Annotated in this window: 20 protein-coding genes and 1 pseudogene; 18 read left to right on the top strand and 3 right to left on the bottom strand. The window is 58.5% G+C overall.

All coding sequences use genetic code 11. The annotated features are described in order from the left end of the window. Window positions 1-385: 385 nt before the first annotated feature. From pflB to yihA, 11 genes are all read left to right on the top strand, one after another. Window positions 386-2,437, top strand: coding sequence for a formate C-acetyltransferase (gene pflB / locus DW796_RS07570; RefSeq protein WP_117583522.1), 2,052 nt, complete (start codon window positions 386-388; stop codon window positions 2,435-2,437). Window positions 2,438-2,522: 85 nt separating this feature from the next. Next, window positions 2,523-2,774 (top strand): autonomous glycyl radical cofactor GrcA3, encoded by a 252-nt coding sequence (gene grcA3 / locus DW796_RS07565; RefSeq protein WP_117583521.1) that lies wholly within the window; start codon window positions 2,523-2,525, stop codon window positions 2,772-2,774. A gap of 301 nt (window positions 2,775-3,075) precedes the next feature. After that, entirely contained in the window at window positions 3,076-4,086 is a 1,011-nt protein-coding gene (locus tag DW796_RS07560; RefSeq protein WP_022094949.1) for a LacI family DNA-binding transcriptional regulator, read from the top strand. A 183-nt stretch (window positions 4,087-4,269) separates the two neighbouring features. After that, window positions 4,270-5,652: a family 43 glycosylhydrolase gene (locus DW796_RS07555; protein WP_117583519.1), complete on the top strand. Its 1,383-nt coding sequence runs from the start codon at window positions 4,270-4,272 to the stop codon at window positions 5,650-5,652. Window positions 5,653-5,697: 45 nt separating this feature from the next. Next, window positions 5,698-7,149, top strand: coding sequence for a PTS transporter subunit EIIC (locus tag DW796_RS07550; RefSeq protein WP_117583518.1), 1,452 nt, complete (start codon window positions 5,698-5,700; stop codon window positions 7,147-7,149). A 95-nt stretch (window positions 7,150-7,244) separates the two neighbouring features. After that, a complete protein-coding gene (locus tag DW796_RS07545; RefSeq protein WP_117583517.1) occupies window positions 7,245-8,693 on the top strand; it encodes a glycoside hydrolase family 32 protein in 1,449 nt (482 codons plus the stop codon). Window positions 8,694-8,969: 276 nt separating this feature from the next. Continuing rightward, window positions 8,970-9,824, top strand: coding sequence for a DegV family protein (locus DW796_RS07540; protein WP_233539705.1), 855 nt, complete (start codon window positions 8,970-8,972; stop codon window positions 9,822-9,824). 186 nt (window positions 9,825-10,010) lie between these two features. After that, the gene (gene pflA, locus DW796_RS07535) at window positions 10,011-10,829 is read left to right on the top strand and encodes a pyruvate formate-lyase-activating protein (protein ID WP_117583515.1); all 819 of its coding nucleotides are present in this window, start codon (window positions 10,011-10,013) and stop codon (window positions 10,827-10,829) included. Between the two features lie 483 nt (window positions 10,830-11,312). After that, complete coding sequence (locus DW796_RS07530; protein ID WP_158551689.1) at window positions 11,313-12,242, top strand: serine hydrolase; 930 nt, start codon at window positions 11,313-11,315, stop codon at window positions 12,240-12,242. Window positions 12,243-12,322: 80 nt separating this feature from the next. Continuing rightward, window positions 12,323-13,063 carry a 5'-methylthioadenosine/S-adenosylhomocysteine nucleosidase gene (gene mtnN / locus DW796_RS07525; protein ID WP_117583513.1) on the top strand — a complete coding sequence of 247 codons (741 nt, stop codon included), beginning with the start codon at window positions 12,323-12,325 and terminating at the stop codon, window positions 13,061-13,063. A gap of 39 nt (window positions 13,064-13,102) precedes the next feature. Beyond that, entirely contained in the window at window positions 13,103-13,693 is a 591-nt protein-coding gene (gene yihA, locus DW796_RS07520) for a ribosome biogenesis GTP-binding protein YihA/YsxC (protein WP_117629919.1), read from the top strand. Between the two features lie 258 nt (window positions 13,694-13,951). Here the strand turns inward: yihA and thrB are convergent, their stop codons facing one another. Then, window positions 13,952-14,833 (bottom strand): homoserine kinase, encoded by an 882-nt coding sequence (gene thrB, locus DW796_RS07515; protein ID WP_117584161.1) that lies wholly within the window; start codon window positions 14,831-14,833, stop codon window positions 13,952-13,954. 202 nt (window positions 14,834-15,035) lie between these two features. Next, on the bottom strand, window positions 15,036-16,553 hold the full coding sequence (gene thrC / locus DW796_RS07510) for a threonine synthase (RefSeq protein ID WP_117584160.1): 1,518 nt from the start codon (window positions 16,551-16,553) through the stop codon (window positions 15,036-15,038). Window positions 16,554-16,657: 104 nt separating this feature from the next. Here thrC and DW796_RS07505 point away from each other — a divergent pair, with 104 nt between their 5' ends. The 5 genes from DW796_RS07505 to DW796_RS07485 all read left to right on the top strand — a co-directional run bounded on the left by DW796_RS07505 (window position 16,658) and on the right by DW796_RS07485 (window position 22,036). After that, entirely contained in the window at window positions 16,658-18,046 is a 1,389-nt protein-coding gene (locus DW796_RS07505) for an aspartate kinase (RefSeq protein ID WP_117584159.1), read from the top strand. A gap of 174 nt (window positions 18,047-18,220) precedes the next feature. Next, window positions 18,221-19,246, top strand: coding sequence for an aspartate-semialdehyde dehydrogenase (locus DW796_RS07500; RefSeq protein WP_117584158.1), 1,026 nt, complete (start codon window positions 18,221-18,223; stop codon window positions 19,244-19,246). A gap of 694 nt (window positions 19,247-19,940) precedes the next feature. After that, window positions 19,941-20,516, top strand: a complete 576-nt coding sequence (locus DW796_RS07495) for a methylated-DNA--[protein]-cysteine S-methyltransferase (RefSeq protein ID WP_233505710.1) — start codon at window positions 19,941-19,943, stop codon at window positions 20,514-20,516. A gap of 196 nt (window positions 20,517-20,712) precedes the next feature. Then, entirely contained in the window at window positions 20,713-21,213 is a 501-nt protein-coding gene (locus DW796_RS07490; RefSeq protein ID WP_117629921.1) for an ATP-binding protein, read from the top strand. 148 nt (window positions 21,214-21,361) lie between these two features. Beyond that, complete coding sequence (locus DW796_RS07485; RefSeq protein WP_117629922.1) at window positions 21,362-22,036, top strand: TIGR00266 family protein; 675 nt, start codon at window positions 21,362-21,364, stop codon at window positions 22,034-22,036. Between the two features lie 162 nt (window positions 22,037-22,198). Here the strand turns inward: DW796_RS07485 and DW796_RS10805 are convergent. Further along, a pseudogene (locus DW796_RS10805) lies at window positions 22,199-22,339 on the bottom strand (hypothetical protein); the annotation flags it as partial. Window positions 22,340-22,448: 109 nt separating this feature from the next. Between DW796_RS10805 and DW796_RS07475 the strand changes: the two are divergent. Continuing rightward, window positions 22,449-23,150 (top strand): ABC transporter ATP-binding protein, encoded by a 702-nt coding sequence (locus tag DW796_RS07475; protein ID WP_117629924.1) that lies wholly within the window; start codon window positions 22,449-22,451, stop codon window positions 23,148-23,150. A gap of 5 nt (window positions 23,151-23,155) precedes the next feature. Continuing rightward, the gene (locus DW796_RS07470; protein WP_233539704.1) at window positions 23,156-25,921 is read left to right on the top strand and encodes an FtsX-like permease family protein; all 2,766 of its coding nucleotides are present in this window, start codon (window positions 23,156-23,158) and stop codon (window positions 25,919-25,921) included. Window positions 25,922-26,193: the final 272 nt, after the last annotated feature.

The raw sequence follows: 26,193 nt of genomic DNA, 5'->3' as shown, positions 1-26,193 counted from the left end.
GGGGTCTCTGGGGCACTTTACTCTGCTAAAGCTGGCATGACAGCTAGAGTGAAGGACGTATAAAGGCAAGGGGAAATATCAAGCGAATCGGTGAACGGTAGCTGATGGTGGGAGCGTTTCCTGCGGATTTGTTAAAAACAACCTTATGGTATAAAAAAAGAAACATATAACAGCCCTGATGAAGGGGGTGGCTATGTTATCCTTCTCAAACGGGTGAAATCTTGGGTTTTGGGTTGCAGTTCCAAGGTGGACAAACGTTTTTCCCTGTACCAACGTGTGGTGAAGAACGGAAGAAGCCGGTAGTGCAAGCCGATAATTCAAGAATTCAATAAGCAGCGGTGTGAGAGAGCGCCGCATTATACGTAACTAGGAGCGTGGTTACACAATGCAGGAGGCATGGGAAGGCTTCAAGGAAGGCATCTGGACGGGAGAGGTTGACGTCCGAGACTTCATCCAGAAGAACTACACCCCCTACGAGGGCGACGAGTCGTTCCTCGCCGGCCCGACCGAGCGTACCAAGGAGCTGTGGGGCGAGGTTCTCGACCTGCTGCTCAAGGAGCGCGAGCAGGGCGGCGTCCTCGATATGGACACCAAGACCGTCACGGGTATCGTGAGCCACCCCGCTGGCTACATCGATAACGCCCATCGCGACAAGGAGACCATCGTCGGCCTCCAGACCGACAAGCCGCTCAAGCGCGCGCTGCACGTCAACGGCGGTATCCGCATCGCTTGCCAGGCTGCCAGCCAGCACGGCTACAAGATCGACGAGAACGTTGTCGAGCGCTACACCTTCGAGCGCAAGACCCACAACGCCGGCGTCTTCGATGTCTACACCCCCGAGATGCGCGCCTGCCGTTCGGCCCACATCATCACCGGTCTGCCCGATGGCTATGGCCGCGGCCGCATCATCGGCGACTACCGTCGTGTCGCCCTGTACGGTGTCGACTACCTGATCAAGGACAAGGAGGCCCAGAAGGCTTCCACCCCGACGGTCATGACCGCCGACAACATCCGCGACCGTGAGGAGCTGCAGGAGCAGATCCGCGCCCTCGGCGAGCTCAAGATGATGGCCGAGACCTATGGTTTCGATATTTCCAACCCTGCTACCAACACGCAGGAGGCCATCCAGTGGATGTACTTCGCCTACCTCGCTGCCGTCAAGGAGCAGAATGGCGCCGCTATGTCCATCGGCCGTACCTCTACGTTCATCGACATCTACGCTGAGCGCGACCTTGCCAACGGTACCTTCACCGAGGAGCAGATCCAGGAGTTCGTGGATCACTTCATCATGAAGCTCCGCATGGTCAAGTTTGCCCGTACCCCCGAGTACCAGGCCCTGTTCACCGGTGATCCGCAGTGGGTCACCGAGTCCATCGGCGGCATGGGTGTTGACGGCCGTACGCTCGTTACCAAGATGAGCTACCGCTACCTGCACACGCTCGAGAACATGGGCACCAGCCCCGAGCCCAACATGACCGTTCTGTGGTCGACCCGTCTGCCCGAGAACTTCAAGAAGTTCTGCGCCAAGACTTCTGTCGCCAGCTCCTCGATCCAGTACGAGAACGACGACCTCATGCGCGTTTACCATGGCGACGACTACGGCATCGCCTGCTGCGTGTCCTCCATGCGCATCGGCAAGGAGATGCAGTTCTTCGGCGCCCGCGCCAACCTGGCCAAGTGCCTGCTGTACGCACTCAACGGCGGTGTTGACGAGGTCTCCAAGAAGCAGGTCGGCCCCAAGTATCGCGCCGTCGAGGGCGATACGCTCGATTACGACGACGTTGTGGCCAAGTACAACGACATGATGAAGTGGCTCGCTGGCGTGTACGTCAACTCGCTGAACATCATTCACTACATGCACGACAAGTATTGCTACGAGCGCATCCAGATGGCTCTGCACGACAAGCACGTGCACCGCTGGTTCGCTACGGGCATCGCTGGCCTTTCCGTCGTGGCTGACTCCCTGTCCGCCATCAAGTACGCCAAGGTCCACCCCGTCCGTGATGAGAACGGCATCATCGTCGACTTCGAGACCGAGGGCGAGTTCCCCAAGTACGGTAACGACGACGACCGCGTCGACCAGATCGCTCACGACGTTGTGCACCAGTTCATGGAGTACATCCGCATGAACGACACCTACCGCAACTCCGTGCCCACGACCTCGGTTCTGACCATTACCTCCAACGTCGTGTACGGTAAGAAGACCGGTTCCACGCCCGACGGCCGCAAGGCCGGCCAGCCGTTCGCCCCGGGTGCTAACCCCATGCACAAGCGCGATAGCCACGGCGCCATCGCTTCGCTGTCTTCGGTTTCCAAGCTCCCGTTCCGCGATGCTCAGGACGGCATCTCCAACACCTTCTCCATCATCCCGGGTGCGCTCGGCAAGGAGGACCAGGTGTTCTTTGGCGATATCGACCTTGATCAGCTGGGCGAGTAACTATTGTTAGTGCTATACTAACAATAACGATTACTGATTAGCGCGCCGGTTTCGGCCGGCGCCTATCGATCGAAGGAGACACATTATGAAGGTTTCTGAAGTTTCCGAGACTCAGGCCGATAACCTGGTCCACATGCTCGACGCTTACGCCGAGAAGGGTGGCCATCACCTGAACATCAACGTCTTCAACCGTGAGACGTTGCTCGATGCTCAGGCTCACCCCGAGAAGTACCCGCAGCTGACCATCCGCGTTTCCGGCTATGCCGTGAACTTCCACACGCTCACCAAGGAGCAGCAGGACGAGGTCATTTCGCGTACCTTCCACGACAAGTTCTAAAGGGGTTTAACTCCCGCAGGATCGCCGGGCCGCTTTGGGTTACTTTCCAAAACGTCCTCGGACATGCAAAGGGCTCCGCTGCGCGCTTCGCGCGGCGGAGCCCTTTGCGTCCTGCGGAAATGTTTTGGAAAGTAACCCAAAGCGGCCCGGCGGGGGTCCTGTGTAGTCACCCTTTAGGCGGAACTCTCCTAATTATTTGGATGAGTCGTCTACTTACTTGTGCCGTTACCGTCTTCCCGCTGTTGTTGGGGTATGCTTTGTTCGTATGTAAACGTATGACATGTTGATGGGGGAGGGTGCTATGGCTCGCGAGGGCGCTCGTTCTAAGGATTCTGCTAAGCCTGGCATCAAGGAAGTTGCAGCGGTGGCGGGGGTTTCGCCTACTACGGTATCTCGCGTGCTTAATAATCGCGGCTATATTAGCCAAGAGACCCGCGATAAGGTCCATGCCGCGATGGAGCGCATCAACTATACGCCCAACGATATCGCCCGTGCCATGCTCAACGGCCGTCTGAACCTTATCGGCATGATCGTTCCCTTTGTGAGCAGCCCGTTCCATGCTCAGGTTGTGCAGGCGGTCGAGCGCACGTTAGCGGAAAACGGCTTTAAGATGTTGCTGTGCAACAGTGCCAATCGACCCGATCTTGAGCGTTCCTATATTGACATGCTCCGCCGCAATATGGTCGACGGCGTCATCGTCAACTCCCTCAATATCGGTGCCGAGGCATATGCCGAGATGGGCTTGAGCCTGGTTGGCATCGACTGCGATCTTGGCGAGGGCTCTGTCCAGATTGCAAGTGACAGCTATGGCATTGGCGAGCTCGCCACGCGCCGTCTGATTGATGACGGCTGCAGGCGTATCCTGTGCCTGCGCAGCAATAGCCGCATGCGCATGCCCGCCAATAAGCGTACCGATGCCTACCTCGATGTTGTTGAGCAGGCCGGTTTGTCCGCGCTTGTCCGTGAGGTTGAGTTCGTTAAGCCCGACGACGAAAAGGGCGCGGTCGTTGCGAAGATCCTCGATGAGAACCCCGATATTGACGGCATCTTTGCGGGAGACGATACGATGGCGGCCATCTGTCTCAACGTGATGAAGCAGCGCGGCTTGAGCGCTCCAGACGATATTAAGGTCGTGGGCGCGGATGGTGCCCGCCGAACTATGACGTTTATGCCTGACTTAACAACCGTACGTCAAGATATCGATCGCATCGGAGAGCTCGCGGCGCAATCCATCATCGCTCTTATTAACGGCGATAATCCCGAATCGAATATCAAGCTCCCCGTTGAACTCATTGAGGGCAAAACCGCGTAGTTCATCCTGTGCCAAAAGAATTCCTCAAACGCCTCCGATGACCGTTCGCCGGCATATGTCAACCGTTTACCGACGACTGGAACTGCGAAAAGACGTATTGATATGAAAACGTTTGACATATGAAAACGATTGACATATCTTGCCATTGTACCGAGTTAGTATGTCGTGGAAAGGAAGTCTCGGATGCACAAGGTGTATTACCAGCCTGAGGGAATTTGGGTAGGCGACATCATGCCGTACGGCGAGGACGGCACGTTCTATCTCTATCATCAGCGTGACACGCGTAACCCCGAACCTTTCGGAGAGCCGTTTGGCTGGGCACTCGCTACGACCAAGGATTTCGTCAACTACAAGGACTTTGGCGAGAGCCTTGAGCGCGGCGGCGACGAGGAAGTCGACCAGTACATTTATGCCGGCACGGTGTTTAAGGTGGGCGACAAGTACCATGCGCTCTACACTGGTTGCAATCGCGATAAGGTCCGCGCACGTTTGATGAAGCAGGTTCTTCTTCACGCAACGAGCGACGACGCCGTCAAGTGGGAGAAGAACATCGCCGAGACGCTGCTTCCGCCCCAGGAGGGTTACGATGACCGCAACTGGCGCGATCCCTTTGTGCTTTGGGATGAGGAGAACGAAGAGTACATGCTCATCCTCGGCACGCGTGTGGGCGAGGACAAGCGTCTGATGACCGGCCGCCTGGTCAAGTTCACCTCCAAGGATCTGACCAACTGGGAGTTCCAGGGCGACTGGTGGAACCCAGGCCTGTACACCATGTTTGAGATGCCTGATCTCTTTAAGATGGGCGACTGGTGGTACCTCGTCTTTTCCGAGTACAGCGACGGCAACAAGACCCGTTACCGCATGTCCAAGTCCATCAACGGTCCTTGGATTACCCCCGCTGACGACTCCTTCGACGGCCGCGCGTACTACGCCGCTCGCACCGCATTCGATGGCGAGCGTCGCGTTCTCTTTGGTTGGGTTCCTACGCGTGACGAGGGCGACGACCCCAGCTCTTACCTGTGGGGTGGTACCTTCATGCCCCTCGAGATCGTTCAGCGTGCCGACGGAACGCTCGGCACCAAGCTTCCCGACAGCATGCTCGGCGCCTTTGGCGAGGGCAAGGCTGTCGAAGCCTTCGAGCTCTCCTGCGAGTCGGGCAAGGTCGAGCAGGTTTTGTCTGCAGACGCCGGCTCCACCTACTTGCTCGATACCGACATTGAGCTCGGCGGTAACGCTGCCGGCTTCTCGGTCAAGTTCGCCGAGGACGCCGAGACCGGTCTTGCCTATGAGTTCCGCGCCAACCTGCGCGAGGGCAAGCTCGAGTTCACGCCGGCTCCCCAGTACCCGTGGTTCCAGGTCAACAACATGGGCCTCGAGCGTCCGTTGTTCTTTAAGGGCGAGGGCACTCATCATGTGCGCCTGGTCGTTGACGACGATATCGCGACCATCTTTGTCGATGATGTTGCGCTCAACGCTCGCTTCTGCAACAAGCAGGGCCAGGGTGTGGCGCTTACCGTCACCGACGGTGCGCTCAAGTGCGCAAACGCAACGATCGCGTCTCTGTAGCGGCAACGAACCGTTTTATGATTTAGAAAAGGAATGGAGAGGAACATGGACTACAAGGCAGTGTCCCAGCAAGTCGTCGACAACGTCGGCGGACTGGAGAACATCGAGGGCGCCACGCATTGCGTGACCCGTCTGCGTCTGGTGCTCAAGGATACGAGCAAATACAACAAGGCCGAGCTCGAGAACATCGATGGCGTCAAGGGCGTGCTGTACAACAGCGGCCAGCTCATGATCATCTTCGGTACCGGTACCGTCAACAAGGTTTACGATAAGTTTATGGCTCTGACGGGCGTTAAGGAGATCAGCGCTTCCGAGGTCAAGGGCGCCGAGGCGGACAAGAAGGGCAAGTTCTTCTCGGTCCTCAAGGTATTCTCGGACATCTTTATCCCCATCATTCCCGCCTTCGTCGGCGCTGCAATCATCATCGGCCTTAAGTCGCTGATCGTTGCCAACGGCCTCTTCGGCATGGAGGGCAGCCTCGCCGATCACAGCGAGTTCCTCAAGAACCTCGCAAGCTTCTTTGCCATTATCGCCACCACCTTTGACTACCTGCCTGTCCTGGTTATGTATAGCGCGGTCAAGCGTTTTGGCGGCAACCCGATCCTGGGCATCCTCGTCGGTATCGTCATGGTTCACCCGAGTCTTATGAACCGTAACACGTTCGTTATGGACCCGACGGGTGCTGAGTACTGGAACTTCGGTCCGCTCTCCATCCCCATGGTTGCTTTCCAGGGCGGCGTGTTCCCTGCAATCCTGACTGCCTGGTTTATGGCCAAGGTCGAAAAGATTGCCCAGAAGTACATCCCCGAGGTCGTCTCGTTTGTCTTTGTCCCGACCGTTACCCTGATTCTTGCTAACGTTGCCCTGTTCACCGTGTTCGGCCCGCTCGGCAACCTGATCGGCGACGTCCTCGCTGGCGTAATCGATGTCCTGTACAACAGGATGGGCGTCTTTGGTGCCTTTGTCTTCGCCGCGTTCCTGCAGCCGCTCGTCGTTACCGGTACGCATCAGTTCATCCAGGGTATCGAGGCAAACCTCGTTGCCACGACTGGCTTCAACTACATCCAGGCCATCTGGTCGGTCTCCATCATCGCCCAGGGCGGCGGCGCCATCGGCATGTACCTCATTCACAAGAAGCACTCCAAAGAGCGCAACATCTGCATGTCGTCCTTTATTCCGACGCTGGTCGGTATCTCCGAGCCCGCTATCTTCGCTGCAAACATGCGCTATTCGATCATTCCGTTCATCTGCGCATGCATCGGTGCAGGCTGCGGCGGTGCCTTCGTGAAGTTCTTTGAGGTGCGCGCCATCGGTCAGGGTCTGACCGGTGTGCTTGGCCTGCTCATCGTTACGCCCGAGACTCTCGTGTGGTATGTGGCTGGTAATCTCATCGCCTTTATCGTGCCGATCGTCTTGATCTTTGCCTACAACAAGGCAAAGGGCGTTCCGACCACCGATGAAGAGGGCGCTGGTGCTGGCTTCGATGTCAGCTTCTAGTTGAGCCGTTCAGCGTAATGTGCGGATAAGTCCATTTGAGGAAGGGCGCTCGGCTCGTGCGAGTCGAGCGTCCTTCCCTATAGACGAGAAAGTCAATGGCGATGTTTAATCAAAAAAATAAGGTGACACGCGCGGACTATGAGCAGTGGCGTGCCGGACAGGATGAGACGGCTGGTCGCATCGCGTCCGACCCCGATAGGCTCCTGTTCCATGTGGAGCCTGAGCTTGGCTGGCTCAACGACCCCAACGGTTTGGTTCAGATTGGTGATACGTATCACATCTATCATCAATACGATCCGTTCGATGCTGCGCATGGCGGTCCAGTGCTTTGGAACCATCTGACGACAAAGGATTTTGTGACGTACGAGAATCATGGCTCCGTGCTGTTCCCCGATTCCGATTTGGATTCGAACGGAGCGTATTCTGGTTCTGCCTTTGTACGCGATGGCAAGATTCACTACTTCTATACCGGCAACGTCAAGCATTTTGACCGCGATGATTACGACTACGTGTTGACGGGTCGTGAGCAAAACCAGATTCATATGGTTGCCGAGAATCCCGACGAATTGGGCGAGAAGTGCATAGCTGTTGGACCGGTCGATTACCCCGACGATATCGGTACGCACGTGCGCGACCCCAAGATCCTTGAGCACGACGGTATCTACTACATGGTTCTGGGCGCTCGTACGAAAGACGATCGCGGCTGCGTGCTTGTCTATACCTCGCGCGATCTAGAGGACTGGAACTATGCGACGCGTATTGAGCTGGGCGAGAAGTTTGGCTTTATGTGGGAGTGCCCCGATCTGTTCGAGCTCGATGGTGAGCTTATTCTCGTTTGCTGTCCGCAGGGTGTGCCTGCCGATGGATGGCGTTACCGCAATCCGCATCAGTGCGTGTGGTTCTCCATCGAGGCCGATTGGGAGGCGCCGAGCTTTAAAATCGTCGGGCAGGGCATGCCCCCGATGGTCGATGCCGGTTTTGATTTCTATGCTCCGCAGTCCTTTGAGGATGCTGCAGGCCGGCGTTTGATGATCGGATGGTCGGGTTGCCCCGACGCGACGGCAGAAAACCCGACGGTGGCGCGCGGGTGGCAGTGCGCGTTGACGGTGCCGCGAGAGCTGAGCATGCGCGATGGTAAGCTCTGCCAGCAGCCGGCGCACGAGATTGAGAGGATGCGCGGCGACTGCGTTCGCGCGACAGGCGGTGAAACCGTTGAGGAGCCGGGCCGCCTGTTTGATGTTGTGGTTTCCTGTGAGGGCGCCAAGATGGTCGAGCTCGAAATCCGCAAGGGTGTCTTTGTGCGCTATGCAGACGGGATGCTTACCCTCGACATGGGTGACGAAGGCTATGGGCGCGACCAGAGGTCGATCGAGCTCAGCGAGCTTCGCGACCTGCGCGTGCTTTCGGACACTACGATGGTCGAGATTTTTGCAAATGGCGGCGAGGCGGCACTTACGAGCCGTACCTATTCGCCGGCGGTTCCGGCGATGGGGTTGCATGCCGAGAGTGCGGCGTCGATGGATTTCTACCGCCTCGCGCATTAACCATGCGTGAGGCACGATTGGACTTGCTGGGCGGAATGTGTTGCAGTTGCCGCAGCGAACTACCGTTTATCGCGTATAGCTACCGTTTGCGGGATAAGTAACACTCATTTATAAACCGTGTAAAATCTCAGCCAAGCACGGAGTTTTCCAGGGAGACGCTGTCCTTTGTTATGTGCAAGGGACGGCGTCTCTTTGGCGCTTGGACGCCGTTGTGCAACAGTGCGGCGGCGCGTGCCATGTATTGAAAAACCAATGTCGAGATGGGTCGTGATAAGAATGGGCAAGTACGTAATCGTGGTTGAATCTGGTTCGGATGTGACGCCAGAGCTCTGCGAACGCTACGGCATCGTGCGCGTGCCCATGCATGTCACGATTGGTGACGAGACCGTCGAGGACGGCTCGATCGATCCGCTCGAGATTTATTCGCGCTGCAACGAGTTTGGCGTGATGCCCAAGACCAGTGGCTGCGCACCGGCAGATTTCTCCCGTGTGTACGACCGCATTCACGCCGAGCAGCCCGACGCGACTATTCTGCATCTCGCGTATTCCGAGGCCACGACCTGCTCGCATCAGTCCTCAAAGATTGCGGCCCAGGGGCGCGACTACGTGTTCTCCATGGACACGCGCTTTGTCTCGGTGGGCCAGTCGCTCGTTGTCGTCGAGACCGCCAAATACATCGAGGCTCACCCCGATGCCACCGTCGACGAGATCTTTGCATTTACGAACTCCGTCATGGACCGCGTGCTGTTGGGCTTTGTTCCTACGGACCTTGCCTTCCTTAAGGCGGGCGGTCGCTTGTCCAACGTCGCGTTCCTAGGCGCCCATCTGCTCAAGATTAAGCCCTGCATTGAGGTGACGGGCGGCAAGTTCGTGGCGACTAAGAAGTTCCGCGGCTCTATGCTCAAGTGCGCCCGCGCCTTTATTGACCACATGGTTGCCAAGGGCGAGATCGACTACTCGCACATTGGCCTGGCGTATTCGGTGGGCCTTTCCCAGGAGCTGCGCGACGACATGGAGGGCTATGCGCATGACCTGGGCTTTAAGGATATTACCTGGACTCAGGTTGGCGGTGTCATCTCGAGCCATTGCGGCCCGACCGCCTTCGGTGCGGTGCTCACGCTTAAGGCGTAAGGCCTGGCGTCTATCGATTTCTATTGCCTCGGCGACGGGCGGGTTGTGACAACCTTCCCGCCGCTTTTGCGTGAAGTAAAATAGGACGACCTAATTGACCCCTAAACCGTTTTGCCATCATGCGTATGGGCTAGAATGGCTCTGACATTTATGTAACTAAAACCAATGAGAGGCAAGGTAGCGGGAATGGCTGAGATGACGCTCGAGGGTGTGGACGCTCGTCCCGAGGACTCTGCGTTTGCCCTGGGCCGCGTGCATTCGATTGAGACGATGGGTACGGTCGACGGTCCCGGCATCCGCTTTGTGGTGTTTGTTCAGGGCTGTCCCATGCGCTGCGCGTATTGCCACAATCCCGATACCTGGTCTGTTAACGGTGGCACGATGGTGACCGTCGAGCATCTCATGGACGAGTTCCAGAGCAACCATGAGTTCTACCGTAGCGGCGGCATTACCGTTTCGGGCGGCGAACCGCTCCTGCAGCCCGAGTTTTTGGCCGACCTGTTCCGTGTGATGCACAACAACCCCGATGGCCGCGTACACACCTGCCTAGACAGCTGTGGCTATGCATTTGATCCCAAGCATCCGGAGAAGTTCGATGCTGTTCTCAACGAGACCGATATGGTGCTGCTCGACATCAAGCATGCCGATCCGGTTGAGCATAAAAAGCTGACCGGTTGCGATCCTGCGCGCATCCTGGCGTTTGGCGATGAGCTTGCCCGTCGCAAGATTAAGGTTGTTATTCGCCATGTGGTGGTGCCGGGTATCACCGACACGGCGGAGGAATGCGAGAAGCTCGGTCGCCTGATCGCTCCATGGCACAACGTGGTGGGCCTGGAAATGCTGCCGTATCACACGATGGGTGTCGTCAAGTACGAGCAACTGGGTATTCCCTATAAGCTCGAGGGCGTGCCCCAGATGGATACCGCGCGCATGCCCGAGCTGCGCAACGCCGTCATGGCCGGCATGAAAAAGCGCCGTGCGGAACTCAAAAACGCCATCGGCTAGCAGCACTCATTGGGGACAGACTTAAATGAGTGCCCCGGGCACATAGTTGATCGCTAAAGAGCCCCGTCAAGTTGCGGTGGAATAGTTCTTGTGTATCGGCCTATGCCGTCCAAACAGGAACTATTTCACCGCAACTGCGTTTTGGGCAGAGATGCGCAACAGAATCGTGCCATTTGGATAAATACGCCTGTGGTTTCTTTAAAGACGCCTTAAACGGTGTCAAACAATTTGGGAAAGAAATGGCTGCTCAGTATTATGCTGCTCGTATATGAACGGGCACAATCAGGAGACCACGTGCGAAAGGGCAAATCGCGGGACGAGTATGTGCCGCAGCATGGCAGCAGATATGAGACGAAGGGCATGTCTTCGCGCGGCCTTGCCGACGCTCGCTTTCGCGGGGCGAAGATTGCCGCCATAGGAATGCTAGCGTTAGCGGTTTTTATCCTCGGAATTGCCGTTAAAACCCACGCCTTGGAGCGAACGGTGCGCTCAGATGCGTCAACGGTACAGCTGCAAAACGAGAAGGTTTCAAAGTCCAAAGCGTCGGCAGATCAAGCTCTGTCGACGGCAGATCTCAAGACGAGACTTTCGAAGGCGGACTTCAACGATATCCCTTCGGGTGATACCGTTCAAACCTTCTCGTTGGTGGATAACAAGACTCCTACCTTGGAGGATCAGAGCCTTACCTCGCTCCAGGATGCCCTGAGTCGGGCGCAGGAGCTGGGCGACGTAGGCGTAGTGTTCTACGACCTATCGAGCGGTAGGGGCGTGACGTATAACGCCGATGTCGCGGTGTATGGAGCGAGCAGTTACAAGGCGCTGTATGCGCTCTATATTTGCGAGACGTTGGTCGAATCGGGGCAGGTGTCGCTCGATTGGGCTTTAGCCACGTATGGTGGTTACAGCATGGGCTGGCAGACGGTACGCGACCTTATCGAGAATGCCGTCGTCAACTCGGACAACGATTCGTTTATCGCGTTACGCGCGGCGTTTGACCATGATGGCTATGAGGATTGGATTGCCAACCTGGGTGTTGATAACGAAACGGCACTGGATCCGATGAGTGATTTTCCGACCTACTGCCCGCGCACCTCGGCCAAGTTGTGGTGCGAGATGAGTGAGTATTTGAGCTGTGACACCGAGACGTCGCAATGGCTGTCGGGCCTTCTGACCTCTACGACCCGATCGTTTATTCGCGATGGCATTGCGGACGATCAGGTCTTGGTGCGCAACAAGGCGGGTTGGATCAGCGAGGACGGTTGCTATTCGACATGCGATGCCGGACTGATCGACGTCGACGGCCATAGCTATGTTATGAGCGTCATGACGTCGATGCCGTGGAGCGATCGCTCGAGCGAGGTTACGGCTGCGATTGCAAAGGCGCTCTATGATGTGCGGTCCTCGTTGGCCTAGCGACTTCGTAAAAAGTGAAAGAACCAAAATGCTGGTACCATACCGTGGATAAGCAATTTGCACGAATTTGGGGGGATGGCATGGCAACCATCGCGATCATAGGCGCACTCGAAAAAGAGGTTACGCAGATTAAAGAAGAACTGAACGGCGCTCATGTGTCGCAAGAGGCGGGCTTGACCGTTGTAAGCGGCGAGCTTGACGGTCTGACAGTAGTCGCCACGACCGCTGGCATGGGCACCGTGAATGCCGCCGCCGCAACGCAGCATCTCATCAGCAAATACGCCCCGCGGGCAGTTGTGTTTTCGGGTATCGCGGGCGGCCTAAACCCTAAGCTCCATATTAACGACGTGATTATTGGCAAGTGCCTGCGCTATCTGGATACTGACACGGCACTCATTGCCGAGTCGGCGCCGGGGCTCGAGGAGTTTGTCTCGACGCCGGCGTTGGTTGATGTTGCTGCCGCCGTGCTTGCCGAGCATGGATTTGTGGATGCCTCGACGGAGGAGACTTCTGCGGAGAAGGACCCCAAGCAGTTCCTGTGTGGCACTATCGCCACGGGTGACCGCTTTGTTACGGGTGACGCCATGCGTAACGCTGCGATTGAGGCCACGCATGCCGATTGCGTCGAGATGGAGGGCGCGGCAATTGCGCACATCGCGGCCAAGAATGGTGTCGATTGCCTGGTGCTGCGCGCTATCAGCGATAATTGTGACGAGGCATATGACGCGTTTTGTGAGCGCGAGTTCGATCTGGATGAGTACGCTCGCACCGCGAGCGGCATCACGCTTGACATCGTTCGTCGTATTGCCGCCGCGCAATAGCGCGCCCGTTTTGTAAAAACCTACGACCAAGGAGTGTCCATGGCCGATTCCATTAACTATCAGCTTGCCAAGTTCGTCGCCAGCTATGGCAAGGTTTCGCAGATTCCCGAGTCCACCTGCCCCGAGGTGAGCTTTGTCGGCCGCTCCAACGTGGGCAAGTCGTCGATTATGAACAAGCTTTTTGGCCGCAAGAACCTGGTCAAGGTTTCGAGTACGCCGGGCAAAACGAGCAACATCAACTTCTTTGAGGCCGATGACGTGCATTTTGTCGACCTGCCGGGTTACGGTTTCGCCCGTCGCTCCAAAGCTGAGCGCGATCGCTGGGCCGAGCTTATCGGCGACTTCTTTGACTCCGAGCGCAGCTTTAACCTGGTTGTATCACTGGTTGACATTCGTCACGACCCCAGCAAGCTCGATCATGACATGATCGACTACCTGCAAGGCAACGAGTTCAACTTTATCGTCTGCCTCACCAAAGCCGACAAGCTCAGCCGCACCCAGCAGGCCCGCCAGTCAGCAGCCATCAAAAAGCAGCTCAACGTCCCGGCCGAGAACGTAATCATCACAAGCTCCCAAACCGGCACCGGCATCGACGAACTCAAACGCCGCATCGCCGAGGCCTGCCTCTAGTAAGGGCTCCAGCCTAGCAAGAGCCCCTACCAATAAAAGGCCATAATTTCAGCCCGGCGCCCCTTCAAAGCGTGGGTCCCTGTAGACATCGCTAGTCACGTTACCATAGGGCCACCCAGGGGCATCCCCTTAAAAACATTCCGCAGCACGAGGCCCGCCTATCCGATGCTCCGAAGGAGCAGGATAAGCGGGCCTCAAGTGCGAGGACGTTTTTAAGGGGATGCCCCCGGGTGGCCCGGACAGACCGATCGGCGATGTCTACAGGTACTCGATTTGAGCGCCCTCGGTGTCGCACGTCAGAATATGCGTGTCACACTTGGGGAACTGCTCACGCAGCTTGACCTGCAGGAACTTTGCCACGATGGTGTCATCAGTTACGGCCATGAGGGTCGAGCCGGAGCCACTGATCCAGATGGTCTTGGCGCCGCCGTTAAGGCAGGTGTCGCGCACAGCGTTGTAGTCGGGAATCAGGCGGCGACGATAGGGCTCCTGGATGCGGTCGTCATTAGCGGCGGCAATCAGGTCCAGGTCACCAGTCTCCAAACCGCGCGTCATGCCGGCGATGCGGCCCATCTGCCACACGGCGGTGGAGAGCGGGATCTCCTGCGGCACGACCTTGCGCGCCTCACTCGTGTGTACTTCGTAGGGCGGAATCACGGTAATAAAACGCAAGCGATCGCTCACCTCGTAGCGAAGGCACTGGGGGAGCGAGTCGGTCGGCGTAAAGGAGCAGACGGCGCCGCCTAGGATAGCGGGGGCGACGTTATCGGGGTGGCCCTCGACCTCGGTGGCAATGCGGACGAGCTCGGCGCGGTCGACGGTGTGGCCCGTTAAAGCGGCGGCGGCCATGATACCAGCGACAACGCAGGTGGAGCTGGAACCCAGGCCACGAGCGACGGGAACGTCAGTCTGAATGTCGATGGCGACGGGGAAGGCCGGCTCGCCCCATGCGGCCAGCGCATCCACAAAGCTCACGTAGACTAGGTTGCTCTCGTTTTGGAACTCCTCGGGGCAGCCCGTGATGGTGAGCTTGTCGGCGCGCTCGAAGGTGAAGTGCGAGTAGAGGCTGACGGCCATGCCGAGGGTATCGTAGCCAATGCCCAAGTTGGCGCTTGTTGCTGGGACGGTGATCTTGATCATGGGAATCTCCTGGGCGGTCTGCCTGTTTAGTTCGCTGCTCGGGCAGTCCTGGCTCGCTCGGAAAGCACATTAAGTGCTTTCCGGCTCGTGCGGAACTCGCGACGAACTAAACAGGCAGACCCGCATGTCAGTTCGCCATCATCCCGAGGGTTATCTGATGAAAGAAGGTGCGCCGGCTTTCGCCGGCGCTTAATAAGGGGTTTTAGTTGGAAGTCATCTTTTTTGCTGCAGACTCTACGTAGTTGGCCATATCGGCTACGTCGCAGACGTCTTCGAAACGGACGGGTTTGGACTCGAGCTCGGCGAGCTGGGTCGGGGCGACCGTGTTGGTGGCCTGCTCGAGTACACGCATAGCCTCAAAATCATCCTCGGGAACGTTGAGGCCCAGAGCGTCGCAGCAGGCGCGCGGGAACTTGTAGGGGCTGGCGGTCGAAAGCAGCACGCGGGCCTTGGCGCCCTCGGCGGGGGCGACCTGCTCAAAGACGTGATAGCCGCAAGCGGTGTGCGGGTCGATTATGTAGCCGTTCGCACCCCAGCAGCTCTTGATGGCAGCGCGGACCTCGTCCTCGGTGGCCCAGCCGCAGCCAAACACGCTCTGGATCTTGGCCAGCAGCTCGGCGGTCACCTCGTAGCGGCCGGTCTGTGCCAGCTGCTCCATAAGGCCGGCAACAAGCTCGCAGTCGCCATTGGACAGGAAGTACAGCATGCGCTCCAGGTTAGAGCTGATGAGGATGTCCATCGACGGCGAGATGGTCGTGAAGAACGGACGGTTGCGATCGTAGACGCCGGTGGTCAGGAAGTCGGCAAGCACGTTGTTCTTGTCGCTCGCCACGACGAGCTTGGCGACGGGCAGACCCATGCGCTTGGCGTAGTAGCCGGCCAAGATATCGCCAAAGTTGCCGGTGGGCACGCAGAACTCTACGGCGTCGCCAGCCTCGATAGCGCCGGCGCGTAGCAGTTGCGCATAGGCGGCAAAGTAGTAGACGACCTGCGGCACCAAGCGGCCGACGTTGATGGAGTTGGCGCTCGAAAGCACGGTGCCGGCGGCCTTCAGGCGCTCGGCCAGTTCCTTATCGGCAAAGATACGCTTGACGGCGCTCTGGGCGTCGTCAAAGTTGCCGCGGATACCGCAGACGGCGACGTTTTCGCCCTCCTGTGTGGACATCTGCAGGTTCTGGACGCGGCTGACCTTGCCCTCGGGATAAAAGACGGTAATGCCCGTGCCCGGGGCGTCGGCAAAGCCGGCGAGTGCGGCCTTGCCGGTGTCGCCCGACGTGGCGGTGACGATCATGATGCGCTCGGCGCCGCCGTCCTTGGCGGAGGTGCGGGCCATGAGGCGGGGGAGCATCTGCAGGGCGACGTCCTTAAAGGCGCTCGTGGGGCCGCCAAAGAGCTCCATCACATAGGTTTGAGGGACGTCGGTGCCCGGCGCTGTATCGAGTTTGACGAGCGGTGTGACCTCTTCACTTGCGAACGTGCCACGATATGCCTCGTCGACACACGCCGAAATTTCTTCGTCCGTGTAATCGTTCAGTAACATTCCCAACACATTTTGAGCGATTTCAAAGTACGATTTATCTGCAAGCGAGCTGATATCGACCTGCTGGGTGCCAAGCTCGTCCGAGACAAACAAACCCCCGTCGGGAGCTATGCCGGTGCGGATTGCCACCTTACTTGAGCATGATAAAGTGCGTCCTCGTGTACTATGATAAGTTCCCATATAACAGTGCTCCTCGGATACCTTGGTCCCAATCGGTGAACCCATGGTATCAGAGCGCGCAAAATAGGTTCGCAGAGGCTTTTTAGAAAGGTAACCTCCAGCCCATGATTAAGATTGCCAAGTTTGGCGGCTCGTCGGTCGCCGACGCCGAACACTTTAAGAAAATCAAGGCCATCGTCGATGCCGACCCGGCTCGCCGTTTTGTGGTGGTTTCCGCCTGCGGTCGCCGCTTTAAGGGCGACACCAAGGTGACCGACCTGCTCTACCTGGTTAACGCGCACGTTAAGTACCACGTGTCGTGCGAGGAACTGCTCGAGGACATTGGCCAGCGCTATTTTGATATCGCTGACGAGCTGGAGCTCACCTATCCCATCCGTGAGGAGTTTGCGGCCTTTGCCGAGCGTGCTCGCTCCGGTGGCTACTCTACTGAGGAGCTCGTAAGCCGCGGCGAGTACTTTACCGCTCGCCTGATGGCTGAGTACCTGGGCCTACCGTTCCTGGACGCCGCGACGGTCGTGGCGTTCCATCACGACGGTACGCTCAGCATGAATCGCACCTCCGAGCTGGTGCAAGAGTACGGTCAGCAGGGCGGCTTCGTTATGCCCGGTTTCTATGGCGCGACGCGTGAGGGCCAGATCAAGCTGCTCGATCGTGGCGGCGGCGATATCTCGGGCTCGATCCTGGCCAAGTGCCTGGGCGCCGACCTGTACGAGAACTGGACCGACGTTTCGGGCTTCTATTCTGCCGATCCGCGTATTGTGCCCGAGGCTCAGCCCATTGCGCGCGTTACCTACGAGGAGCTGCGCGAGCTTTCGTACATGGGCGCAAGCGTCCTGCACGAGGAAGCTGTGTTCCCCGTGCGCGAGGCTGGTATTCCGCTGGTCATCAAGAACACCAATGCGCCGCAGGACCCCGGCACCATCATTAGCGAGACGGCTGATGAGGGCGAGGCGGAGCCCATCATTACCGGCGTGACCGGCAAGCGCGGCTTTGTCGCCATCAACGTTGCCCGCGACCGCACCAAGCCGCGTGTCGGCTTTATGCGCCGCGCGCTTTCGGTCTTCGAGCGCTATGACGTTTCCGTCGAGCACATGCCCACCGGTGTCGACCGCTTTGGCGCCGTGGTGCAGGAGCAGGACGTGCACGACTCGCTGTACTCGCTCGTGGGCGACATTCAGCAGGAGGTCGAGCCGCTCGAGATCGAGGTCGTTGAAGGCTTGGCGCTCATCGCGACCGTCGGCCGTAACCTGCGCGGCCGCGCAGGTATCTCGGGCCACCTGTTTGGCATGCTTGGCCAGGCCGGCGTGAGCGTGCGTATGATTTCGCAGAGCTGTGACGAGATCAACATCATTATCGGTGTCGAGGAGAAGGACTTCGACCTGGCGATTCGGACCATTTACCGCGCCTTCTCCGATGAGAACGGCATTGTGAAGGTCTCCGACCTGGAGGCTCCCGCGCCGGTCGATCCCGTCCCGGCCGCGCTCAAAAAGTAGTGACTGCTCGGTAGGTTTTTGGGTCATGTCTCAAAAATCTACCGTGGGGCGTTTCGTTTCGGTTTCGTTTCGACGGGGCGGGTTTCATATCCGTCCCGTTTTTGTATAAACTGGGCAAGACTATTCAGCCTGCTCGGCGTGCGGGCAAAAGCCACAACCTTAAAAGGGGGAAGCATGAAACAGTACACGGTTGCTATTTTGGGCGCGACGGGAGCTGTTGGCACCCAGATGCTCGAGTGCCTCAACGAGCAGGAGTTTCCGGTTGGCAAGCTCAAGCTGCTGGCGAGCGCGCGCTCTGCGGGCAAGACCGTCGAGTTCCGCGGCGAGCAGGTTGTGATTGAGGAGGCTTGCCCCGAGGCTTTTGAGGGCTGCGACATCGTACTCGGCGCTGCCGGCGACGATATCGCCAAGGAACTGCTGCCCGAGGCCGTCAAGCGCGGCGCCGTCGTGGTCGACAACAGCCATGCCTTCCGTCTGGATCCCGAGGTGCCGCTGGTCGTGCCCGAGATTAACGCCGATGACATTAAGTGGCACCACGGCTTGATCGCCAACCCCAACTGCGCGACTATCATCGGCCTGGTTCCCACGTGGCCGCTACATCAGCTCGCCGGCGTGAAGCGCATGATCGTGTCCACGTATCAGGCAGCTTCGGGTGCTGGCACTCCCGGTATGGCCGAGCTCGAGGCTCAGCTGGCCGCTCTGGGCCGTGGTGAGGAGATTCCCGAGCCGCGCGCCTTTGCCGCCCAGCTGGCGAGCAACCTGATTCCGCAGATTGGCGGCGTCAAGGAGGAGGGCTTTACCTCCGAGGAGATGAAGCTGCAAAACGAGGGCCGCAAGATCATGCACCTGCCCGAGCTGCGCGTGAACTGCACCTGCGTGCGCGTGCCCGTGCTGCGCTCGCACTCCGAGAGCATTACGCTCGAGTTCGAGCGCGACATTACGGTTGAGGAGGCCCGTGCTGCGCTGGCCGCCGCTCCGGGCGTCAAGCTGGTTGACGACATGAGTGCCGAGGATGCGCACGACCGCTTCCCCATGCCGATGGACACCTCCGACCAGGACCTGATTTGGGTCGGTCGCGTGCGCCGTGATATCTCGAACCCCGAGGCCGCACGTGGCATTACCTTCTGGTGCTGCGGCGACCAAATCCGTAAGGGCGCGGCAACCAACGCTGTCCAGATCGCTAAGCTGCTCTGCGAGTAGGTTGACCTGTCCGGCGGGGGCCGGGTTTAGTTTTCAGAACGTCCTCGACCATGTGTGGCGCCTTGTCCTGCTCCTTCGGAGCCGCGGACAAGGCGCCACACTGGTCTGCGGAGTGTTCTGAAAACTAAGCCCGGCCCCCGCTTGCGGTGACGTTGCTGCGAGCGGCTTGCGATGGGGCCGTTGTTGGTTGGGGCCGCTGGGCTGATATGGGAGCACGTGGTTGTTGCGGGGCCTAGTCCCGGCGGCGGCCTCGGCGCTTCGCGCCTGCCGCCTGGGTCTACTGCGGGGCCGTGGCGGCAGCGGCGGCGCTTCGCGCCTGCTGCTTGGGGTGACTTTGGGCTTGGTGCGAATTGAGGTCTAATACTTTCCCGAGAAGTGAAGGACCTTATTTGGACCCCCGAAGCATTGGCATATTTTGACCGCTATTTCCTGCGGTTTTGCAGCGCGAATCCTGCGGTTTTGCGGTCTAAAGGTGTGGATGCTCCGGGACTTCGTTTTTACTCGTTCACTTCTCGGGAAAAGTATTAGAGCTCAGCTGGCGGGGGTACCGCCCTGGCGTCGAAGCCCCGCGTCTTTTTCGCTTGATTAGGGAAAACAGTCTCGCTTAAGTAATTGCGAGCCCGCCCAGACGTATCTGCGGGGTTGTCTGTACAATTCGCGGTATTATGTTGCGGAGCTTTGAAGGGAGCCGCTGGTGGTCACGACGACGTTTGCTTCGCCTTTGGGCGAAATCCTGCTTGCCGCTGATGGCCGCGGTCTGACGGGGCTTTGGTTTGAGGGGCAGGAGCACTTTGGCTCCACGCTTCTCCGTGAAGACTCCGAACATGTTGAAGGCGTCGATGCGGTTTCCGGTACTGGTGGCATGTCGTCGGTGAGTCCGGCAAATGGTGCGGCCTCTTCGGTGCTTGAGCGTTCCTGGGCTTGGCTGAATGCTTATTTTGCAGGGCAGGAACCTCGGTTTACGCCGCCGTTGCATATGATCGGCACGGCGTTTCAGCGTGAGGTTTGGTTTGAGCTGCTTTCGATCCCGCGTGGCGAGGTCGCTACGTATGGCGAGATCGCCCAGCGTGTTGCGGCTCGACATCGTGTGCCGGGAAATGAAGCGCCCGTTGTATCTCCTCGCGCGGTGGGGGCTGCGGTCGCTCGCAACCCTATTTCGATTATCGTGCCGTGCCATCGCGTGGTCGCGGCCGACGGATCGCTCAACGGATACGCCGGTGGACTGGATCGCAAGGAGTGGCTGCTGCGCCTCGAGGGTGCCTATCTATAAGCTGCAGGCGGCCGCAACGCCCATGCGGCAAGCGCGCTCGCTGTACGGGCGTTGTTTGCAGGGCGAGATGTGAAGCCGCCCGTTCCTTAAGTCCGACTAAGCTATAACCTTGCTTTTTTAAATATGCTCATCGACCTGCTAAGGCAGCACTAAGGCGAGTGCGGGTGCGCTATTATCGGCGCTCACGGAGCGCTTGGTGTTCTTGGCACGCATGGACGAGGGCTCGGCGGGCTTTACCATGGCGTCGATCGATCTTTCGGAGGCGGTGAACAAGACGGCGGCGCCGTTTAAGTCGGTGGCGGTCTCAGGCGGTAAACGCCTGTCGACGTCGATTGCGACCGGCGTGCGGACCCATGCCGATGCCGCGGCGGTGGCGCAGGTGGTTGAGTTGCTACTGGACAACGCCACGCGCTATGCGAGCGAGGGCAGCGTGATTGAGCTGAGCCTGTGCGCCGTTTCGCACGGCAAAGGCAAGGGCGCCGCCGAGCTTGTCGTATCGAACGCCGTGGACGAGCTGCCCGAGGGCGACCTGGACCGATTGTTCGATCGCTTCTATCGTGCGGATGCGTCGCGCAGCTCCAAGACGGGTGGCTCGGGCGTGGGCCTGTCCGTGGTGCGTGCCATCGCCGAGGCCCATGGAGGCGCCGCCACCGTATCCGGTCACGGCAACCAGATCACCTTCACCGTTTGCCTTTAAAACCTGCCAAAAAGGAACAGGTTTATTTTGGCAGGTTTTATCTGGGGAAACGTCCGCAGGAGAGGGCATGGGCGGTGTGAACATATGCATCTCTACCTGCTAAAATATAGGCATCGTTATTCGGCTCCTGAGTGGAAAGGAGACGGTCATGCAGTACGAGATCGGCGGAGGGGCTTTCCCGGTTGTTACGTGCAACCTTAGCGATGGCGAATCCATGATCACCGAAAGCGGCGCCATGGCTTGGATGACCCCCAACATGGAAATGTCTACCTCGGGCGGTGGCATCGGCAAGATGTTCTCCAAGGCTTTTTCGGGTGAGGCATTGTTCCAAAACATTTGGACCGCGCGTGGCGATGGCATGATCGCGTTTGGCTCCTGCTTCCCCGGCCGCATCGTGCCAATCGAGATCGGTCCGGGCAAGAGCTGGATTTTGCAGAAGCGTTCGTTCCTTGCCGCGGAAAGTGGCGTCGAGTTGAGCATTCACTTTAACAAGAAGGCAAAGGCCGGCGTCTTTGGCGGCGAGGGCTTTATCATGCAGAAGCTCACGGGCTCGGGTGTTGCTTTTGCCGAGATCGACGGCGACCTGGTTGAGTACGAGCTCGCTGCTGGCCAGCAGATGATTGTGGATACCGGCAACGTGGCCGGCTTTGAGGAGACCGTGAGCATCGACGCTCAAATGGTCAAGGGCGTCAAAAACATCATGTTTGGTGGCGAGGGCGTGTTCAACACCGTGCTCACCGGTCCCGGTCGCATCTGGTTGCAGACGATGCCCATTTCCAATCTTGCGGCAGCAGTGGCCTCGATGACCAACAACAATAACTAGTCCGCATAGGATAGCGCGCGGCGGGCTTACCCTGTCGCGCGCTTTTTTGCTGGCAAACGCCTCGCTTATAGAGTGTGGCTGCGCTGCTACAGCGAGCGTCGTCATCTCGTCACCCTGATAGCTTGCGGCAAGCGTGGCAATGAGGAGTGAGAATTTGAGTGCTCAGTCCCAAGTCATAATGGCGGCCATGCCAACAAGCAAAAACGAGTTGCCGGTGTCACGGAAAGGCGGGCGTCGGTCGATTCCACGTGAGACGGCTGTGCCGATCTGCACGGCCGCCCCTGCGCGTCCCGCGCTGCCCCCAAAGAGGTACGTTTCCCCTTATAAAACCTGCCAAAATAAACCTGTCCCTTTTTGGTCGGTGCGAAATGGGTAATACTAAAGAGTTATCCGACCAGATGGGAATTAATCGATGGCCTATATCGAATTCAAAGACGTCATCAAGGCATACGGCGAGGGCGATGCCCGCATCCACGCGCTCGACGGCGCGAGCTTTACGGTCGAGCGCGGCGAGCTCGCCATCATTTTGGGTGCTTCGGGTGCCGGCAAGACCACGGCTCTCAACATTCTGGGCGGCATGGACACGGCAACTTCTGGCACCGTGACGGTGGACGGGCGTGACGTGAGCTCTGCCAACGAGGCTCAGCTTGTGGAATACCGTCGCGCCGATGTTGGCTTTGTCTTTCAGTTCTACAATCTGGTCCCTAACCTGACGGCGCTTGAGAACGTCGAACTCGCGGCGCAGATCTGCCCCGATTCGCTCGATGCCGAGCAAACGCTTCGCCAGGTTGGCCTGGGCGACCGCCTCGCTAACTTTCCGGCGCAGCTTTCGGGCGGCGAGCAGCAGCGCGTATCCATCGCCCGCGCGCTGGCTAAGAACCCCAAGCTGCTTTTGTGCGACGAGCCTACGGGTGCACTCGACTACAAAACCGGCAAGCAGATCTTGCAGCTGCTACAGGACACTTGCCGCAAGCAAGGCATTACGGTCATCATCATCACCCACAACTCTGCGCTGGCGCCCATGGCCGATCGCCTGATCCGCTTTAAGAGCGGCCGCGTGGAGAGCGAGACGATCCAGCAAAATCCTGTGCCTATCGAGACGATCGAGTGGTAGCGCCCATGAATCAGGACCGCCAAAACAGTCAACGCCGCGACGCGCAGAACACGGAGCGCGAGCAGGATTTTACGACCTACCGTACCGCCCAAAGCTCAAACGATATGGTGCCGACGGTTTTTCGCCGTGGCATCTACCGCACGATTCGCGGCAGCCTCAAACGCTTCTTGTCTATCGTTGTGATCACCGCGCTTGGCGTGAGCGTGATGTGCGGCCTTAAGGCGGGCTGCGAGGACCTGTGTGATTCGGTCGACGCCTATTTTGACCAGCAGAATGTCTATGACATCAACGTGCAGTCGACCTATGGTCTGACCGGTGACGATATTGCCGCGATCCAAGAGGTCGATGGCGTCGAGACGGCCGAGGGCATCTATACCGAGACCGCCTATACCGCCGTGGGTACGACGCGCGAGCGCGTGGTCGTGCAAAGTCTCTCCAAGGAGAACATCGATCAGCCGGTGCTCGTGAACGGCGATTTGCCCGAGAGCGCCGATGAGGTCGCGGTGACTTCGAAGTTCCTGAAGGCTTCGGGCAAGAAAATCGGCGATACGGTGAGCTTTGCCGCCAACGATGCGAGCTCGTCGAACCAAAGCGCCAAGGACCAGTTTGCCGATGGGGACTACACCATCACGGCAGAGGTTCTCGATCCCACCGACGTGAGCTCCGACTCGACGGTCAACGCCTTCCGTGCCGCCTCGGCCGCGGACTACAAGTTCTACGTGAGCGAGGATGCCGCGACGTCGTCGTCCTATTCCGCGATTCACGTGGTCGTCGAGGGAGCCAAGAGCCTCAACTCCTATTCGGATGCCTACTCGGCAAAGATCAATGAGGTCAAGGGCAATATCGAGAAGATCCGCGAGGAGCGTGAGAAGGCGCGCGCTCAGGAGTTGACGGTCGACACACCGGCGAGCTTGGACGCGGCTGAGCGTCAGGCGGATATGGTCTTTGGGATCGAGCAGGACAACATCAACCGCATGGCCGAGGGCAGCGACGAGCGTGCGCAGGCGCAAGCCGACCTGGACCAGCGCCGTGCCGCCGCCGGCCAGCAGTTTGCCGATGCCCGCGCCGAGCTCTCTGACCTGGGCGAATGCACCTGGTACATCCAGGACCGCGGCAATATCGCAAGCTACTCGAGCGTCGAGAGCGATAGTTCCTCAATCGAGGCCATCGCCACCGTATTCCCGTTTATCTTCTTTATCGTCGCCGTGCTCATCAGCCTCACCACCGCCACACGCATGGTCGAGGAGGAGCGCACGCTCATTGGCCTGTACAAGGCGCTCGGCTACTCGCGCGGGCGCATCCTGTCCAAATACGTGGACTATGCACTGTGGGCGTGCCTGATTGGCGGCGTGCTCGGCAACGTCATCGGATTCGTGGGCCTGCCGCTGTTCTTGTTTACGGTGTTCGACGACATGTACTCGCTGCCCCAGATGCTGCTTTCGTACGACATCGTGTCATCGCTCGTATCGGTGGCGTTGTTTACCGTGGGCGTGGTGGGCGCCACGATTATCGCCTGCCGCCACGAGATGGCCGAGACCCCGGCCTCGCTCATGCGTCCCAAGGCCCCGCGCGCCGGCTCGCGCATCTTGCTTGAGCGCATCGGCTTTGTCTGGCGTCGCATGGGCTTTTTGAACAAGGTGGCAGCGCGTAACCTGTTCCGCTACAAAAAGCGTGCCTTTATGACCATCTTTGGTATCGCGGGATGCACGGCGCTCGTGATCTGCGGTATGGGTATCCGCGATACGTCGGTGGCGCTTTCGCCCAAACAGTACGGCCACATCACACGCTATGACCTGCTGGCGGTCGCCAATCCCGACGATTTTTCGCAGACGTGCGCGGCGTTGGATGAGCGCAGTGCAGCCAAGGATTCCAACGTGACCGTGACTTCGACGCTGCCGATTATGACCGACAACGTCACCTTTACATTTGGCGGCAAGAGCGAGACCGTGCAGCTGATCGTGGTGCCCGATGACCGCACGGGTGACTTGGGCGATTACGTGCGCCTGGAGGATGAGTCCAAAGAACCGCTCGCCCTGCGTGACGGAGATGTGTATCTGAGCAAGAGCTCACAGCTGGTGCTGGGGATCAAGCCGGGTGACACGGCACACGTCCAGGATTCGTCGCTCAATGTTGCCAAGGTCAAAGTCAGCGACATCTCGCTCAACTATCTGGGCAATACGCTTTACATGACGCAGAGCACCTATGAGCGCGCGTTCGGTCGAAGTGCACGCCTTAACGGCGTCTTTGTGCTGCTTAAGGGTTCGTCGGCCGACCAGATTGCGTTTAGCAAGAATCTTAAGAGTGACGGTTGGCTTACGATTTCGAGTACGGCCGAGCATTGGGAAAACTATGAGGCGAACTTTACGATTATCAATTCGGTCGTGGTGCTCGTGACCTTTATGGCGGCGTGCCTGTCGTTTGTGGTGGTGTTTACGCTGTCCAACACGAATATCTCCGAGCGCGAACGCGAGCTGGCGACCATCAAGGTGCTGGGCTTCCGCCGTGGCGAGGTGCACCACTACGTCAACAAGGAGACGTTGATCCTCACGGCGATCGGCGCTGCGCTGGGCGTGCCGCTGGGCGGCTTGCTGGCCGAGAGTTTTACGTACATTTTGCAGATGCCGTCGCTGTATTTTGATGTTGAGGTCGAGCCGCTGAGCTACGTGCTATCCGTGCTTCTGGCCTTTGGCTTTACGTTTATCGTCAACCTCGCCACCAACCGTACCCTCAACAAGATCGACATGGTCGGCGCCCTCAAGAGCGCCGAGTAACCTGCCAAAAAGGGACAGGTTTATTTTGGCAGGTTTTATCGGGGCAAACGCCGGACAACCATTAGGTGGCCCGGCGTTTGCCCCGTCAAACGGGCTTTCCATTTGCCTTTCATTCTATTTGGTTTTCGCTCGCAGGCGTGGATGAGAGGCTCTCTTTGGCCTTCGAGATTGGGCTTGTATGGGTCGTATGCCACAAAATGGGCCTATCTACTACGTTTGCTACCACACCCTCGACCGTGACAAAGGTTATGAAATTAAAACCGCAGGTAGAG

It is taken from the genome of Collinsella sp. AM31-2AC (assembly GCF_003469285.1).
GTDB classification, from domain to species: Bacteria; Actinomycetota; Coriobacteriia; order Coriobacteriales; family Coriobacteriaceae; genus Collinsella; species Collinsella aerofaciens_AT.
This window is presented reverse-complemented; position numbering and strand designations above follow the sequence as displayed.

Excerpts from the sequence above, each read along its gene's own strand:
- pflB (WP_117583522.1), top strand. The coding sequence starts at position 386 with ATGCAGGAGGCATGGGAAGGCTTCAAGGAAGGCATCTGGACGGGAGAG.
- grcA3 (WP_117583521.1), top strand. The coding sequence starts at position 2,523 with ATGAAGGTTTCTGAAGTTTCCGAGACTCAGGCCGATAACCTGGTCCAC.
- DW796_RS07560 (WP_022094949.1), top strand. The coding sequence starts at position 3,076 with ATGGCTCGCGAGGGCGCTCGTTCTAAGGATTCTGCTAAGCCTGGCATC.
- DW796_RS07555 (WP_117583519.1), top strand. The coding sequence starts at position 4,270 with ATGCACAAGGTGTATTACCAGCCTGAGGGAATTTGGGTAGGCGACATC.
- DW796_RS07550 (WP_117583518.1), top strand. The coding sequence starts at position 5,698 with ATGGACTACAAGGCAGTGTCCCAGCAAGTCGTCGACAACGTCGGCGGA.
- DW796_RS07545 (WP_117583517.1), top strand. The coding sequence starts at position 7,245 with ATGGCGATGTTTAATCAAAAAAATAAGGTGACACGCGCGGACTATGAG.
- DW796_RS07540 (WP_233539705.1), top strand. The coding sequence starts at position 8,970 with ATGGGCAAGTACGTAATCGTGGTTGAATCTGGTTCGGATGTGACGCCA.
- pflA (WP_117583515.1), top strand. The coding sequence starts at position 10,011 with ATGGCTGAGATGACGCTCGAGGGTGTGGACGCTCGTCCCGAGGACTCT.
- mtnN (WP_117583513.1), top strand. The coding sequence starts at position 12,323 with ATGGCAACCATCGCGATCATAGGCGCACTCGAAAAAGAGGTTACGCAG.
- yihA (WP_117629919.1), top strand. The coding sequence starts at position 13,103 with ATGGCCGATTCCATTAACTATCAGCTTGCCAAGTTCGTCGCCAGCTAT.
- thrB (WP_117584161.1), bottom strand. The coding sequence starts at position 14,833 with ATGATCAAGATCACCGTCCCAGCAACAAGCGCCAACTTGGGCATTGGC.
- thrC (WP_117584160.1), bottom strand. The coding sequence starts at position 16,553 with ATGGGAACTTATCATAGTACACGAGGACGCACTTTATCATGCTCAAGT.
- DW796_RS07505 (WP_117584159.1), top strand. The coding sequence starts at position 16,658 with ATGATTAAGATTGCCAAGTTTGGCGGCTCGTCGGTCGCCGACGCCGAA.
- DW796_RS07500 (WP_117584158.1), top strand. The coding sequence starts at position 18,221 with ATGAAACAGTACACGGTTGCTATTTTGGGCGCGACGGGAGCTGTTGGC.
- DW796_RS07485 (WP_117629922.1), top strand. The coding sequence starts at position 21,362 with ATGCAGTACGAGATCGGCGGAGGGGCTTTCCCGGTTGTTACGTGCAAC.
- DW796_RS07475 (WP_117629924.1), top strand. The coding sequence starts at position 22,449 with ATGGCCTATATCGAATTCAAAGACGTCATCAAGGCATACGGCGAGGGC.
- DW796_RS07470 (WP_233539704.1), top strand. The coding sequence starts at position 23,156 with ATGAATCAGGACCGCCAAAACAGTCAACGCCGCGACGCGCAGAACACG.